This window comes from Citrobacter sp. VF227 (assembly GCF_052950715.1).
The window spans coordinates 332,053-346,369 of record NZ_JBRFVF010000001.1; the positions used below are offsets into that span (position 1 = coordinate 332,053).

At 51.7% G+C, this 14,317-nt stretch carries 16 protein-coding genes; 7 read left to right on the top strand and 9 right to left on the bottom strand.

Features of this window, described 5'->3' with window-relative positions:
- Nucleotides 1-155: 155 nt before the first annotated feature.
- Nucleotides 156-251, bottom strand: coding sequence for a protein MgtS (mgtS, locus tag ACU8YC_RS01710; RefSeq protein WP_151219161.1), 96 nt, complete (start codon nt 249-251; stop codon nt 156-158).
- A 485-nt stretch (nt 252-736) separates the two neighbouring features.
- Between mgtS and urtA the strand changes: the two genes are divergently transcribed.
- Genes urtA through urtE form a run of 5 tightly spaced genes read left to right on the top strand, consistent with a single transcriptional unit; the run spans nt 737 to nt 6,204 of the window.
- The gene (gene urtA, locus ACU8YC_RS01715; protein WP_370618378.1) at nt 737-2,008 is read left to right on the top strand and encodes an urea ABC transporter substrate-binding protein; all 1,272 of its coding nucleotides are present in this window, start codon (nt 737-739) and stop codon (nt 2,006-2,008) included.
- 43 nt (nt 2,009-2,051) lie between these two features.
- Nucleotides 2,052-3,626, top strand: a complete 1,575-nt coding sequence (gene urtB, locus ACU8YC_RS01720; RefSeq protein ID WP_286540663.1) for an urea ABC transporter permease subunit UrtB — start codon at nt 2,052-2,054, stop codon at nt 3,624-3,626.
- Nucleotides 3,626-4,699 (top strand): urea ABC transporter permease subunit UrtC, encoded by a 1,074-nt coding sequence (gene urtC, locus ACU8YC_RS01725; protein WP_187252465.1) that lies wholly within the window; start codon nt 3,626-3,628, stop codon nt 4,697-4,699. Before urtB ends, urtC begins: the two co-directional genes overlap by 1 nt.
- A complete protein-coding gene (urtD, locus tag ACU8YC_RS01730; RefSeq protein ID WP_446895159.1) occupies nt 4,699-5,496 on the top strand; it encodes an urea ABC transporter ATP-binding protein UrtD in 798 nt (265 codons plus the stop codon). The genes urtC and urtD overlap by 1 nt, the downstream gene beginning before the upstream one ends.
- A 9-nt stretch (nt 5,497-5,505) precedes the next feature.
- Entirely contained in the window at nt 5,506-6,204 is a 699-nt protein-coding gene (gene urtE, locus ACU8YC_RS01735) for an urea ABC transporter ATP-binding subunit UrtE (protein ID WP_252838367.1), read from the top strand.
- A 40-nt stretch (nt 6,205-6,244) separates the two neighbouring features.
- On the opposite strand, the gene ydeE is transcribed toward urtE, so the two are convergent.
- The gene (gene ydeE, locus ACU8YC_RS01740; protein WP_446894946.1) at nt 6,245-7,432 is read right to left on the bottom strand and encodes an efflux MFS transporter YdeE; all 1,188 of its coding nucleotides are present in this window, start codon (nt 7,430-7,432) and stop codon (nt 6,245-6,247) included.
- Nucleotides 7,433-7,630: 198 nt separating this feature from the next.
- Between ydeE and eamA the strand changes: the two genes are divergently transcribed.
- Nucleotides 7,631-8,530 carry an O-acetylserine/cysteine exporter gene (gene eamA / locus ACU8YC_RS01745; RefSeq protein ID WP_252838368.1) on the top strand — a complete coding sequence of 300 codons (900 nt, stop codon included), beginning with the start codon at nt 7,631-7,633 and terminating at the stop codon, nt 8,528-8,530.
- Nucleotides 8,531-8,560: 30 nt separating this feature from the next.
- Here the strand turns inward: eamA and marB are convergent, their stop codons facing one another.
- From marB to marR, 3 genes are read right to left on the bottom strand one after another with little or no spacing between them, the layout of a single operon-like run.
- The gene (marB, locus tag ACU8YC_RS01750) at nt 8,561-8,782 is read right to left on the bottom strand and encodes a multiple antibiotic resistance protein MarB (protein WP_151225441.1); all 222 of its coding nucleotides are present in this window, start codon (nt 8,780-8,782) and stop codon (nt 8,561-8,563) included.
- Nucleotides 8,783-8,812: 30 nt separating this feature from the next.
- Nucleotides 8,813-9,196, bottom strand: a complete 384-nt coding sequence (gene marA, locus ACU8YC_RS01755; protein ID WP_003032424.1) for an MDR efflux pump AcrAB transcriptional activator MarA — start codon at nt 9,194-9,196, stop codon at nt 8,813-8,815.
- An 18-nt stretch (nt 9,197-9,214) separates the two neighbouring features.
- Nucleotides 9,215-9,649, bottom strand: coding sequence for a multiple antibiotic resistance transcriptional regulator MarR (gene marR / locus ACU8YC_RS01760; protein ID WP_040231108.1), 435 nt, complete (start codon nt 9,647-9,649; stop codon nt 9,215-9,217).
- Between the two features lie 257 nt (nt 9,650-9,906).
- Here marR and ACU8YC_RS01765 point away from each other — a divergent pair, with 257 nt between their 5' ends.
- The gene (locus ACU8YC_RS01765) at nt 9,907-10,572 is read left to right on the top strand and encodes a MarC family NAAT transporter (RefSeq protein WP_151219169.1); all 666 of its coding nucleotides are present in this window, start codon (nt 9,907-9,909) and stop codon (nt 10,570-10,572) included.
- A 37-nt stretch (nt 10,573-10,609) separates the two neighbouring features.
- Here ACU8YC_RS01765 and ACU8YC_RS01770 read toward each other — a convergent pair whose 3' ends face one another.
- The 4 genes from ACU8YC_RS01770 to ACU8YC_RS01785 all read right to left on the bottom strand — a co-directional run bounded on the left by ACU8YC_RS01770 (nt 10,610) and on the right by ACU8YC_RS01785 (nt 14,317).
- A complete protein-coding gene (locus ACU8YC_RS01770) occupies nt 10,610-11,803 on the bottom strand; it encodes a sugar transporter (RefSeq protein ID WP_151219170.1) in 1,194 nt (397 codons plus the stop codon).
- 196 nt (nt 11,804-11,999) lie between these two features.
- Nucleotides 12,000-12,677, bottom strand: coding sequence for an SDR family NAD(P)-dependent oxidoreductase (locus ACU8YC_RS01775; protein WP_151219171.1), 678 nt, complete (start codon nt 12,675-12,677; stop codon nt 12,000-12,002).
- A complete protein-coding gene (locus ACU8YC_RS01780) occupies nt 12,678-13,148 on the bottom strand; it encodes a YhcH/YjgK/YiaL family protein (RefSeq protein WP_151219172.1) in 471 nt (156 codons plus the stop codon).
- Nucleotides 13,148-14,317 carry an exo-alpha-sialidase gene (locus tag ACU8YC_RS01785; protein ID WP_278237938.1) on the bottom strand — a complete coding sequence of 390 codons (1,170 nt, stop codon included), beginning with the start codon at nt 14,315-14,317 and terminating at the stop codon, nt 13,148-13,150. Before ACU8YC_RS01785 ends, ACU8YC_RS01780 begins: the two co-directional genes overlap by 1 nt.

The following is a 14,317-nucleotide window of genomic DNA, read 5'->3' on the forward strand; positions in this document are numbered from 1 at the left end:
TCTATCCATGCAAGCATTTACCGCTGGTTTAACCGGCGGTTTTTTTTATCTGCTAATCAGGGACAAGATGCGGAAGGGCGATGCAGGTAAAAAAAATGGCCCCTTGTGCAGCTACGCAACAAGGGGCCGGGTCGGTTCAGGACTATCTCCGTTCATCAATCATCCCATCTGTGGCTAAGATACGCGGCCAGGAAACCGGAAAATAAAATAATTCCCAGAACAGCCATAAAAATATTCATATTACCCAGCATAGTAAATGCTCCTTTATCTGTGAGTTTCCTCTCTTACCTTAAGTTCACCTCGCTTATGACTATAGTAGCAATTCAATCTTAAACAAAGGCTGAACTGTCTGAATATTTCGGCTAAAAAGTAAAGTTTTGACGCGATAACGTCGGGAAAAATAAATAATAGTGACGAGGATCGTTTATCTGCGCACAAATAGCCCTGATTTTATACCGGGACACGTTGTCATGATGCTGTAATACGGACACAAATTGTTGCACGCTTATAATGCAGCGTTGTCTCATCGTGGTTCAATTGATCGTGCAATTATTCCTTGTAGCAGAAAATTTTAATGCCCCTCTTCGTAAATTAATTATAATTCATTGATTTTATATGATTTTTTAATATCTGGCATTGTTTTTGCCTTATCACTTCTGAACACCCTTATTTTGCACCGTTTTATCTGCCCGGCTGCACCGGAGCTTTCAACAAGTCTAATTTCAGGAGTGAAACTATGCAGCGTCGTAAATTTTTAAAAATTTTTGCACTTTCCACCTCTGTAGTCGCGATGGGAATGAGTTTTAGCGTTCAGGCGGCCGATACCATTAAGGTCGGCATCATGCATTCGTTATCCGGCACGATGGCCATTTCCGAAACGCCGTTAAAAGATATGGCGTTGATGACTATTGATGAAATCAATGCGAAGGGCGGGGTGTTAGGAAAAAAGCTGGAGCCAGTGGTCGTTGACCCAGCCTCGAACTGGCCCTTATTTGCTGAAAAAGCCCGTCAGTTGTTGAGCCAGGACAAAGTGGCGGCGGTCTTCGGCTGTTGGACATCGGTTTCACGTAAATCAGTTTTACCGGTATTTGAAGAGCTAAACGGTCTGCTGTTTTACCCGGTGCAATATGAAGGTGAAGAGATGTCGCCTAACGTCTTCTATACCGGAGCTGCGCCAAATCAGCAGGCGATCCCGGCGGTTGAGTATCTGATGAGTGAAGACGGCGGCAGTGCTAAGCGCTTCTTCCTGTTGGGCACGGATTATGTTTATCCGCGTACAACGAACAAAATTTTACGCGCCTTTTTACATTCGAAGGGCGTTGCTGATAAAGATATCGAAGAGGTGTACACCCCATTCGGACACAGCGATTACCAGACCATCGTCGCCAGTATCAAGAAATTTGCTGCAGGAGGAAAAATGGCGGTGGTGTCGACCATCAACGGCGATTCTAACGTTCCATTCTATAAAGAGTTGGCGAACCAGGGCCTAAAAGCCACCGATGTTCCGGTGGTGGCATTCTCCGTGGGGGAGGAGGAGTTACGCGGTATTGATACCAAACCGCTGGTGGGCAACCTTGCCGCGTGGAACTACTTTGAGTCCGTAGATAACGCGACCAACAAGAAATTCGTTGCGGATTACCGGGCGTATGCCAAAGCGCACAAACTGCCAAATGCTGATTCGGTGGTAACCAATGACCCCATGGAAGCCACTTATGTTGGTTTGCATATGTGGGTGCAGGCGGTAGAAAAAGCCGGAACGACTGATGTGGATAAAGTCCGCGTAGCGATGGCAGGACAATCATTTGCTGCACCATCAGGTTTTACCCTGACCATGGATGCCACCAATCATCACCTGCATAAACCCGTCATGATTGGCGAGATTGAAGGCAACGGCCAGTTTAACGTGGTGTGGCAATCCGATGAACCGGTCCGCGCCCAGCCGTGGAGTCCGTACATCGCCGGTAATGACAAAAAATCTGCACAGCCCGTTAAAACTGCCAGCAATTGATCGTGTGCCCTCCTGCGGGCGGGCAACGCTTTGGAGAACGCTCATGAAAGCTATGCGCTTTATTCGTGGTGTGTTGTTGCTGACGTGGTTTTTGCCGTGGATAGCGCAGGCATCAGATGCCGATACCTTTACAGCCGCAAATCGAACTCAGCAGGCTGCCTTGCTCGAACAATGGTCGATCAATCCCGACGTTCAGCGTTTGCCGATGCTCAACGCGTTGCGTGAAGAGCAATTGCTGACCGATAACGCAAGAAACGCGTTCATCATAAGCGGCTCGCACGTACAGCCGTTAGGAACGGCGAAAGGCCCGAACGGCGAGTTAAAAAAAGTCCGGCTGACTAACCGACTGCGTAATCTGGTTGCCGGAACGTTGGCCGTCCATCAACTTTTTAGTGACAGTGTCACTAAAAGAGCTGAGGCAGCGCGCACGTTACAACGAGAGGCATTGCCAGGCATGCTGCCATTTTTGCAGCAACGAATGGCACAGGAGCCCGATGCTGAAGTGAAATCCGCGCTGGCTATTGCGCTGGCAAACCTGCAGTTAACCAGCAGCTCGCCTGAGGTCAGACGGCAGGCCATTGTGCTTATAGGGGCTTCAAACGATCCTGAAACCCAGGCGCGCCTGCAACCTTTCACCCTTGCTGAACATGAGGCCGATGCCAGCGTGCGTGCTGCCGCCAGCGACAGTCTGAGTTCCATCGCGTATCGCATGAAGATTGGCGATCTTCTTGGACAAGCCTTTATGGGGTTGTCGCTGGGTTCTGTTTTGCTGCTGGCGGCATTGGGTCTGGCCATTACCTACGGGCTACTCGGCGTTATTAATATGGCGCATGGCGAGATGTTAATGCTCGGGGCTTACTGTACCTGGATTGTGCAACAGCTGATGGGCCAGTTTTTCCCGCAATGGTTAGCCTGGTATCCGGCTATTGCGCTGCCGGTTGCCTTTTTATTTACCGCGGCGGTAGGAATGCTGCTTGAGCGCGGAGTGATCCGCCATTTATACGGGCGTCCTCTCGAAACGCTGCTGGCGACCTGGGGGATTAGTCTGATGCTCATCCAACTGGTGCGTATGACCTTCGGCGCGCAGAACCTTGAAGTTGCCAATCCGGCATGGCTTTCCGGGGGGATTCAGGTTTATGCCAATCTGATTTTACCGTGGAACCGAATTGTGGTGCTTGGCTTTGCCATTCTGGTGCTGTTTTTCACCTGGCTATTGTTGAATAAAACGCGCCTTGGGCTGCGCGTACGTGCGGTGACGCAGAATCGAAATATGGCGGCATGCTGCGGCGTACCTACTGGACGCGTCGATATGCTGGCCTTTGGCCTTGGTTCAGGTATTGCCGGATTGGGGGGCGTCGCGCTCTCACAATTGGGCAACGTAGGACCGGAATTGGGACAAAGCTACATTATCGATTCCTTTCTGGTGGTGGTGCTGGGCGGCGTGGGACAACTTGCCGGGAGTGTGGCTGCTGCGTTTGGGCTGGGGATCTTCAACAAAATTCTTGAGCCTCAGATAGGGGCGGTACTCGGCAAAATTATGATTCTGATGCTGATTATACTGTTCATTCAGAGGCGTCCGCAGGGGCTGTTCGCGCTAAAAGGGAGGGTTATTGACTGATGACGATGCCAATGACATTAACGCTGGCGCGTAAAGCGCCACGCGTGACACGTGTGCTGGGCCTGGGGTTACTGTTGGCGTTGATTATTCTGCCGTTTCTTGCGCTGCTACCTGCGGACCATCCGCTGGCTATATCGGTGTGGACGCTGACGCTTGCCGGGAAAATTCTCTGCTATGCCATTGTGGCGGTCGCGCTGGATCTGGTGTGGGGCTATGCAGGAATGCTCTCCCTGGGCCACGGTATTTTCTTTGCGCTGGGAGGGTATGCGATGGGAATGTACCTGATGCGCCAGGCCTCTGGAGAAGGATTGCCGCCCTTCATGTCATTCTTGTCGTGGACCGAGCTGCCCTGGTTTTGGTGGGGAACGCAACATTTTATCTGGGCGCTACTGTTGGTCGTTCTGGTTCCTGGCCTGCTGGCGCTGGTATTTGGTTGGTTTGCCTTTCGGTCAAAAATCAAAGGGGTCTATTTCTCCATCATGACCCAGGCCCTGACTTTCGCCGGAATGCTGCTGTTCTTTCGCAACGAAACGGGTTTTGGGGGGAATAACGGTTTTACCGGCTTTACCACTATTCTGGGATTCCCGGTAGCCGCCACCTCAACCCGTATCGCGCTGTTTCTGGCGACGGTCATGCTGCTGGTACTGGCATTATGGTTGGGACTGGCGCTGGCCCGCAGTAAGTTCGGTCGTATTCTGACTGCCGTGCGTGATGCCGAAAACCGTCTGATGTTCTGTGGTTACGATCCGAAAGGTTTCAAACTGCTGGTTTGGACGCTTTCAGCGGTGCTGTGTGGCCTGGCAGGGGCGCTGTATGTTCCGCAGGTGGGGATCATTAACCCCAGCGAAATGTCGCCGACCAACTCGATTGAAGCGGCGATTTGGGTTGCCCTCGGTGGGCGAGGAACCCTTATCGGCCCGGTATTCGGCGCCGTGTTAGTGAATGGCGCTAAAAGCCTGTTTACCGTGATTATGCCTGAATACTGGCAGCTGTTTCTTGGCCTGATCTTTATTGGTGTTACGCTGTTTTTACCCCGAGGTGTAATGGGTCTGTTTCGCAAGGGAGACAAATGATGCAGCCAGATGAAGGGCTATTTACTCGCCAGATGCCGGGAGATCGGTTTCGCAACCAGACTGACCCGGTGCTACAGCTGGAAAAAATTAACGTTAACTTCGATGGATTTCAGGCACTGACCGATCTCTCGCTCAATATTGGCGTTGGGGAACTTCGTTGCATCATTGGCCCCAACGGTGCCGGAAAAACGACGTTAATGGATGTCATTACCGGCAAAACCAGGCCGCAAAGTGGTCGTGCGATATACGATCAGTCGACCGACTTGACCATGCTGGATCCCATTGCTATTGCGCGCCAGGGTATCGGGCGGAAATTCCAGAAGCCCACGGTATTTGAAGCGTTAACGGTGGAGGAGAATCTGGAACTGGCGCTGAAAAGCGATAAATCTGTTTGGGGCGTTTTACGGGCGCGTCTTTCAGGCGAACAGCGGGATCGCATTGATGAAATACTGGCACTGTTGCGACTGGGCAATGAGCGCGCCCGCTCCGCTGGGCTGCTATCTCACGGGCAAAAACAATTTCTTGAAATTGGCATGCTGCTGGTACAGGAACCGCATCTGTTGCTGCTGGATGAGCCTGCGGCGGGTATGACGGATGCGGAGACGGAATACACAGCGGAGCTGTTTCGCCAGCTTGCCGGGAAGCATTCTTTGATGGTTGTTGAGCATGATATGGGATTTGTCGAAACCATCGCCGATCGCGTCACGGTATTACACCAGGGGCAATTATTGGCTCAGGGGAGTCTGCGTGAAGTGCAGGCCAACGAGCAGGTTATTGAAGTTTATCTCGGGCGTTAAGGAGTGCAGATGCTGCAGGTGAAAGAACTGAATCAATATTATAGTGGCAGCCATATTCTGCGAGGCGTGACCTTCGAAGCGCATATCGGCGAAGTGACATGTCTGCTGGGACGTAACGGCGTGGGTAAAACGACGCTTCTGAAGTGTCTGATGGGGCTGATTCCCGCCCGCAGCGGAAACGTGTTCTGGCAGGAGAAAAATGTTACTCACTGGAAGCCGTATCAGCGGGTCAGGGCCGGTGTGGCGTATGTCCCACAAGGGCGCGATATATTTCCGCGTCTGACGGTAGAAGAGAATCTTTTGCTCGGTCTTTCCCGATTTTCCACGCAGGAGGCCCGAGGCGTTCCGGATGATATTTACGCGCTTTTTCCGGTGCTACAGGAGATGAAACATCGGCGGGGCGGCGATTTGTCCGGCGGGCAACAGCAGCAGCTGGCGATTGGACGGGCGCTGGCAAGTCGCCCGCAGTTGTTGATCCTTGATGAGCCCACCGAGGGGATCCAGCCGTCGGTGATTAAAGAGATTGGTCAGGTGATTTCCCAGCTGGCGCGCCGTGGAGACATGGCCATTTTGCTGGTGGAGCAGTTCTATGATTTTGCCGAGCAGCTGGCCGATAAGTACCTGCTTATGTCGCGGGGCAGCATAATTCAAAGCGGTGAGGGTAAAAATATGGAGTCCGAGGGCGTTCGGGGTCTGGTCGCCATCTGAGATACGCGACAGAGTGACTGTGGCTCTGTCGCGAACATAACTAGCAGACCGCCGTCTGGCCCCAGGGTTTGGCGCGCATGCCTTTTATCATCAGCGCCCAGGCAAGTACGATTGCCACCATCAACGCCACAAACAGCGACCATGGCGGCAATGTGGTTAGAATGACGCCGCTAACTAATGGGTTTACCGCTGCCCCCAGCCAGCCTAACGACTGGGCGGAAAAATAACTGGCTTTCATGCCAGCAGGTGCGATGTTGTCGATGAGCATGTATTCACCTGGTGCGTAGATGACCTCACCAATAGTGAAAAAAGCAGCAGAAAGTCCCCATAACAGCAGACTGTTACCGGAGAAGGTGAAGCCCACCAGGCCGACCACAAAGAACAGTGTGCCCACTGTCATTAGCGGGCGGATATTGGTGGCGGTGAGCCTGCGCCCGAGGGCGTATTGCAGTGATACCACAATGGCGGCGTTGACGGGCAGGACGACTGCCACCACTTTCTCGGCAAAATCGCCGTCTGCAACCACCATAACGTATTGCGAAATACAGGACGCAAAGGCGCCGCCAACGAATGACGCCAAAAAGGCTGACAGCGTAAACCAGAATAATGCTCTGTCACGCAGCAGTACTGAAGGGGACCAAACCGCGGTGTTTACACCGTCTGCGGCTGCCGGTGAACGTTTTACCCACGTCTGGATAAACACCAGAGGTAGCGCAGAACATGCAGCAGCCAGCCAGAATGGCAGGTTAATGCTTTGCATGACCAGCAGCGTGCCCAGCGGTGGACCAACGGTCCAGCCGATGTTCAGCACGGTATAGTTAAGTGAGAAAATTTTCGTTTTATTGGTTGCAGACAAGTTATCGGCAAACCAGGCTTTCAGCACCGTGGCGAAGACGGAGTAGGCGCAGTTGATCAGGGCAAAGAGCAAAACCACTATCACGACGTTATGCACCAGCGGAATAGCGATAAAGCCGGAGGCAAAGCCGCAGATAGCCAGCAGCATATAGCGTTTTTTATCGAACTTGTCGGCCAGAATACCAAAGCCAAGGCTGAACACCACGCCAATGGTCAGCGCGACCGTCATCGCATAACCGATTAGAACGACACTCAGGTTGTACTGCCGGCTGAGATAGATCGTCATAAAAGGCAGCGTGGCGCCACGACCAATGGTTAATAACAAAGATGACGCGAGTAAAGCGAGAGTGGACCTTCTCAGAGAGATATTCATTTTCCTGCCCGACAATGCATGTTGTTATGTTTTTTTTAGATATCAGAAACAAATAGCATGCTAAAAGTGTGATGTACACCCAATAAGTTGTCCGAAAATGCCCTGTATGGCCTACCTGAATTAATGATCTGTTACGGTACAACGATTTCCGTTACTTTAACTTGTTTACAAAAATTTAATATTTGCAGGGGCGGTGGTATGTCGCGTAAAGACGGGTTATTGGCGTTACTGGTCGTCGTAGTTTGGGGGCTGAACTTTGTTGTCATTAAGGTGGGTTTGCACAATATGCCGCCATTGATGTTGGCAGGGTTACGTTTTTTGCTGGTGGCGTTCCCGTCTATATTCTTTGTTGCCCGGCCGAAAATTCCGCTTTCGCTTTTACTCGGCTATGGCCTGACCATTAGTTTTGGGCAGTTCGCGTTTCTCTTCAGCGCCATCAAATTCGGTATGCCCGCCGGGTTAGCTTCTCTGGTATTACAGGCCCAGGCGTTTTTCACCATCATTCTGGGGGCATTCGCCTTTGGCGAACGTCTGCAGGGCAAACAGTTAGTAGGAATTGCGCTGGCCGTTTTTGGCGTACTGGTGCTGATTGAGGCCAGTCTGAACGGACAGCATGTCGGTATGCTCGGTTTTATGTTGACGCTGGCGGCAGCGCTAAGCTGGGCCTGCGGCAATATCTTTAACAAAAAAATCATGCAGCATACGTCGCGCCCGGCCGTGATGTCGTTAGTGGTATGGAGTGCATTAATCCCGATAGTTCCATTTTTCCTGGCCTCATTACTTCTTGATGGCCCAACGCAAATAGCCCAAAGTCTGGTGGCGATAGATTTGACGACCATCCTGTCGCTGGTTTATCTGGCGTTTGTGGCGACCATTGTGGGTTATGGCATCTGGGGATCATTACTCGGACGTTATGAGACCTGGCGTGTCGCACCGCTGTCGCTGTTGGTACCCGTTGTTGGTCTGGCGAGTGCGGCCGTACTGCTGGACGAAACGCTAAGCGGATTACAGCTGCTTGGTGCATTACTGATAATGGCTGGACTGTATATCAATGTGTTTGGCTTTCGTTGGCGTAAGATTGCCCAGGCGAGAGAGTAAAAAAAGCCCCGCAGTGACGGGGCAATAAAATTAAAGGTTGCGCAGATTGTAATAAGGCACGCCTAATTCATCGGACTTGTCGCTACCTGCGCCCATATGATTAAAATCAAACGGGGACTGATCGTGTGCTGAGGGCATAATCATCGCGTCGCGATTGTTTTGTGCGGCAGCAGGTTGCGCGGTTTGTTCCGCCATGCTCTGGCCCGAAAAAGCAAACATCAGGGCCAGCATTGCATATGACAGAAGTTTCATGATTTCCTCGGTTACGTCGTTAACTGGCGATTAGCAATTACATTGATTGAGTGGCAGCAAATAACGTGATTCGCCGTGCATATTCGTCATACGGTATTTATGCGGCGGAACATCAAAATAGTTTTTGAATGTTCGGGTCAGCGTCTGCTGTGATTCAAAGCCGTAACGCTCCGCCAGATACAGGATCGGTTCGTTACTCTCTTTTAATTTTTGCGCTATTTCAGTCATTTTACGGCTGCGGATGTATTGACCAAGTGAATGACCGGTTTCTTTTTTAAACATCCGTTGCAGGTGCCATTTGGAGTAACCTGAACGCTCTGACACTTTTTCCAGCGAGAGCGGCGATTCAAGGTTATTTTCGATCCAGTCCAAAATGCTATGAATAGTGATTGTGTCAGTATTGCGTCTGGACATCGTCATACCTCTTTCTGTTTACGGCAGGACTTTCTTAAGCAAATGCTCAAGCGTGGTGACTTCATCCGCCGTTAAGTTTTTTGTTAGTTCCTGGTGCAGGTCTTGCCCTACTAATTGATGACACTGCTCGCAAATTGCTGCGCCATGCTCGGTGAGTTTCACCAGCACGCCTCGCTTGTCATGTGGATTCGGAAGCCTTTCAATCCAGCCTTTACAGGCCAGTCTGTCCAGCATCCGCGTCAGGGCGCCGAGATCGACAGACAGCACTTTTTTCAATTCGACAGGGGTGATGCACACCGCGCAACGGATGGAGCAGAGCACCTTGAACTGCGATGCCGTGATATCCAGCGGTGACAGATAGTCGTTTAGTAAACGATCTTTTTTCTGATTAACCATATAGATCAAACGACCCAGTGGGATGATTTCGTTAAACAGATCACTGGTGCTTTTCACAATGGTTGCCCTGGCAAGTAGTTAGTCACGGCTGATATTATTGCTTAGGCAAATATAAGTCAAATGAATGGGTCAGCAAATGCCACGTTTTGCTAAAACATCAGGAGCACGCCAGGCAGAGCGTGTTTTTAACATTCTGATCCGTTGGGTTTATGCGAAAAAAGAGCTAATGAATCCTTACATCGACAACATGGCTTAACCCTTGAGTTTGCCCTTATACTTGCCGTTGACGAAAAACGCACAGGAAAGATGACATTATGATGGACTTGTTTAAAGCAATAGGACTGGGGCTGGTAGTCCTGTTACCGTTGGCAAACCCGTTAACCACCGTGGCGCTGTTTCTCGGCCTTGCAGGCAACATGAATAGCGCCGAGCGTAACCGTCAGTCACTCATGGCATCTGTCTATGTTTTTGCCATTATGATGGTGGCCTACTACGCCGGGCAGGTGGTAATGAATACGTTCGGGATTTCTATTCCCGGATTACGTATTGCAGGTGGATTAATCGTTGCGTTTATCGGCTTTCGCATGCTGTTCCCACAGCAGAAGGCGCATGATTCTCCGGAAGCGAGAAGCAAGTCAGAAGAGCTGGAGGACGAACCAACGGCCAATATTGCTTTCGTCCCGCTGGCCATGCCAAGCACTGCAGGCCCGGGTACGATTGCGATGATCATCAGTTCGGCCTCCACCGTGCGTCATGGCTCCGAATTTCCAGAGTGGGTGATCATGGTTGCGCCACCGATTATCTTTGCGGTGGTTGGGGTTATTCTGTGGGGCTGTTTACGCAGTTCCGGGGGGATCATGCGCCTGGTCGGCAAAGGGGGGATCGAAGCGATTTCCCGTCTGATGGGCTTCCTGCTGGTGTGTATGGGCGTGCAGTTTATTATAAACGGCGTGCTGGAAATTATTAAGACTTACGCGTAAAGCAAGGTGCCCGGTATGGTCTACCGGGCACTTTTTATCAATGCTGGGGCTGTTCTTCCAGCGATACCGGCCATTTACGAAAGATAATCACTGACCATATCAACGCTACAACGGCAGGCACTGCGCCTACGTAACCAATCGTAGACATTGACCAGTGCAGACTCACCTGATTGCCCACCAGGGCGCCAGCGCCAATACCGATATTGAAGATTCCGGAGAACAATGCCATAGCGACGTCGGTGGCATCCGGGGCCAGCGCCAGCACTTTTACCTGCATGCCCAGACCTATCAACATAATGGCGATGCCCCAGAAAATACTCAGGACAGCCAGATGCATTTCGCTGCCAGCGGCGGGCAGTAATAGCACCAGACATATCGTCAGCAGGGCAATGGCGCTGCTAATCAGTACGGAGGCATGTTGATTACCCAACTTGCCGAATATGACGCTCCCGACAATACCCGCACCACCCAGAACCAGCAACAGTACGGTAGCAAAGTTTGCGCTCAGCCCGGCGACAGTCTGCACAAACGGTTCGATATAGCTATAGGCCGTGTAATGCGCGGTGACCACAATCACCGTTAGTACATACAGACTCATCAACGCCGGACGGCGGAATAACACCGGCAGACTTTTTAATGAACCGGAATGCTCACTGGGTAATGTTGGCAGGAGCTTAATCAGGCAAAGCAGAGTAATTAGCGCCCCCATACCAATGGCGAAGAAGGTAGTGCGCCAGCCAAAATACTGGCCGACGATGCGTCCGATAGGCAGCCCCAGCACCATCGCCAGCGCGGTGCCGGTCGCAATCAGACTGAGTGCCTGCGCGCGTTTCCCGGCCGGAGCAAGGCGGATCGCCAGCGATGCGGTAATCGACCAGAAAATGGCGTGTGCGAAAGCTATACCAATACGACTAATCAACAACACGGTAAAATTCCATGCCAGGAAAGAGAGTACGTGGCTGGCAATAAACACGACAAACAGGCAGATCAGCAGCTTGCGGCGTTCTACCTGGCTGGTGAGCAGCATGAAGGGTAGCGACATCAAGGCCACAACCCAGGCGTAGATCGTCAGCATGATCCCGACCTGAGCGGTCTGCATATTAAAGCTTTGTGCGATGTCGGAAAGCAAACCGACAGGGACAAACTCGGTGGTATTAAAAATAAAACCGGCAATAGCAAGCGTAACTACCCGTAGCCACGCGACCTTGCGGGAAACAGTGTCTGTTGTCATATCTAATAGGTGGATTAGCTGCGAAAAGGTAAGGGCACGATCTTAAAACGTTTGCTGGCGAAAATACAATCATTTTGTGATTCAGATCGCATTTCATTGACTGGATGACATAATTTGCTGCCGAACATTCTTCGTATTTTTAACTATTTCATTATTAATGAAATTCCGGGCGAGGGTATCTCGCCCGGATGGGGATTTAGCGCAACGATGCCCCGCCGCATATGACTAACTCCTGCCCGGTTACCGCAGCGGCATTTTCTGATACCAGCCAGGCGACCAGCGAAGCGACTTCCTGAGGTTTAATCAGGCGGCCAATGGGTGGCACGTTGGGAGGAGAACTTTCACGGCCAGGCATCTTCAGCATTGGCGTTTGCGTAGCGCCTGGGGCGACCACATTCACTGTAATCCCTTTTGGTGCAAGTTCTGCGGCCCAGCTTCTGATCATTCCCACCAACGCGGCTTTGGTTGCCGCATACTGTGAACGACCAGCCGCACCACGAGAGGTTCGACTTCCGATGGCTACCACCCGCCCGCCAGCGACCATCCGGGGAGCAAAGTAATTGACCAGCGTTTCGACGGCCTCAATATGTAAATGCCATAATCGCTGGCTGATGTCGGCGTTCAATTCCCCCAGCGGTGCCGCAGCCATAATACCTGCGGCATGAATAATAGCGTCAGGTGTGGCGAGCGTTGGCATTATCTCCCATAAAGATGAGTTGTCGCTCAGATCCACATTCACGCAGCAAAACGCAGGATCGCTGCGTGCGACGGAGGAGCGGCACAAACCTGTTACTTGCCAGCCGTCATTGAGCAACTGAGTGACAATGGCCTCGCCGATCCCGGAGCTGGCTCCGGTGACAATCGCGTGACGCATTTAAACCTCCGGAGATGACAGGGGAACTTTGAACACGGCTTTGCGGACTGTTCCCGGCTGGCTGACCGCACATAATGCCTGATGCGCTTCACCAGGCATAAAGACGGCAAAATCTCCAGCTCGTAACGTTATCGTGACATTCAGTTCAGCCTGTGTAGAAATAAAAAGGTCGGGTTTGCGTTCTTCATCACCGTTGAAAAAAGCAGATTTTCCCCCCGCGTTGATACGCTCTTCTCCTGTCAAAACCACCTGTATATCGGCCCACTGGCGATGGTATTCAGTATGACGCTGCGAGGCTTGCTGGGTTTGCGCTGGGCCAAGAGTACAAAACCAGTCGACATTATCAGGCTGCCATCGGCCATCTTCTCGTGCCTGTAAGGCCGCGAGATGGCAGCGGGGATCGCGCAGTATATCCTGCAGACAGAAGGGTAACCCTGCCAGATCGAGAACGTTAAGATTACCGATAATCATCAGTGATCCTCCTGAATCCATTCCGGAGTGAGGCGAACGTATTTAATGGCCTGACGAAAATACGTATAAGCAATGTGCAATTGACCATCAGCACCCTGTTTAATACTGGGATAGGAAAACTCACGGTTGAGTTTTTCTTGTGAATTGTTGGTCATGCAATAACCGTCGCCTTCATCAAGATTACGCTGCCAGGGCCACGTTTTACCCCCATCGGCAGAGAGGGCGACGGTCATCGGTGCGCGTGGTGCGCCCCAGAAAGCCGAACGGCCTGATGTCACTACCGGCTGGATGCGGTCATCATCGCCATCGTCAATTTCATCATACAGTGATGTGCGGCGCTCACTGGCTCCGGTCGCGTTCATCGCGTTGAATACCAGCGCGAGCCTGCCATCATCCAGCGTAGTAACCTGAATTGAGGAATTATTATTGGGTAATGTCGTTGGTTGTGGTGCCGACCAGCTTTCACCCATATCGATGGACGTGCTGTACCAGATATTGTCGGCCCAACGGCTGCGGTACAGGGCGATAAGTGAGCCGTCCAGCAGCGGTGTAATATTCATATGAACGCAGCCAAGACTTTGCGGAACTTCCACATCACGCCAGGTTTTACCGCGATCGGATGAAATTTTGACTGCGCTAATATCATCATTACCGACCCATTTTTCGCCCGTACGTGTGCGGCAATAGAAAACCGGAAGCAGCCAGTTGCCATTGTCCATCACCATAATTGGCTGGCGGATAAAGGTGCCCGGTTTATCCAGCAGGGTACCTGTCTCGCCCCAACTCTCCCCAAGGTCATGTGATTGACGATAACGCACAATAGCCGTGTCCTGATTGCCAGAGATCTGGGCGGTCCAAAGCAGCCATAAGACGTTATCTGGCGCGAGGAACAGCACAGGGTTTTGCTCTGAGCGACCCGGATCATCAGACAGTTTAACAGCCTGGCTCCAGCGCTCGCTTCCTGGGCGCAGACGTGAGCTCCAGATTGAGATGTCTGCGATGCCTTCCTGAGTACCGCCGAACCAGACGCACATCAGTGAGCCATCGGGCAGAGGCATAATATTGGCGGCATGATTCTGCGGGCATTCTGAAGGCAGCATGGCAATAACCACACGCTCATCTTGTTCGAGTTTTCGCAGCATGCCATCGCGATTTACGGTTACGGTCAT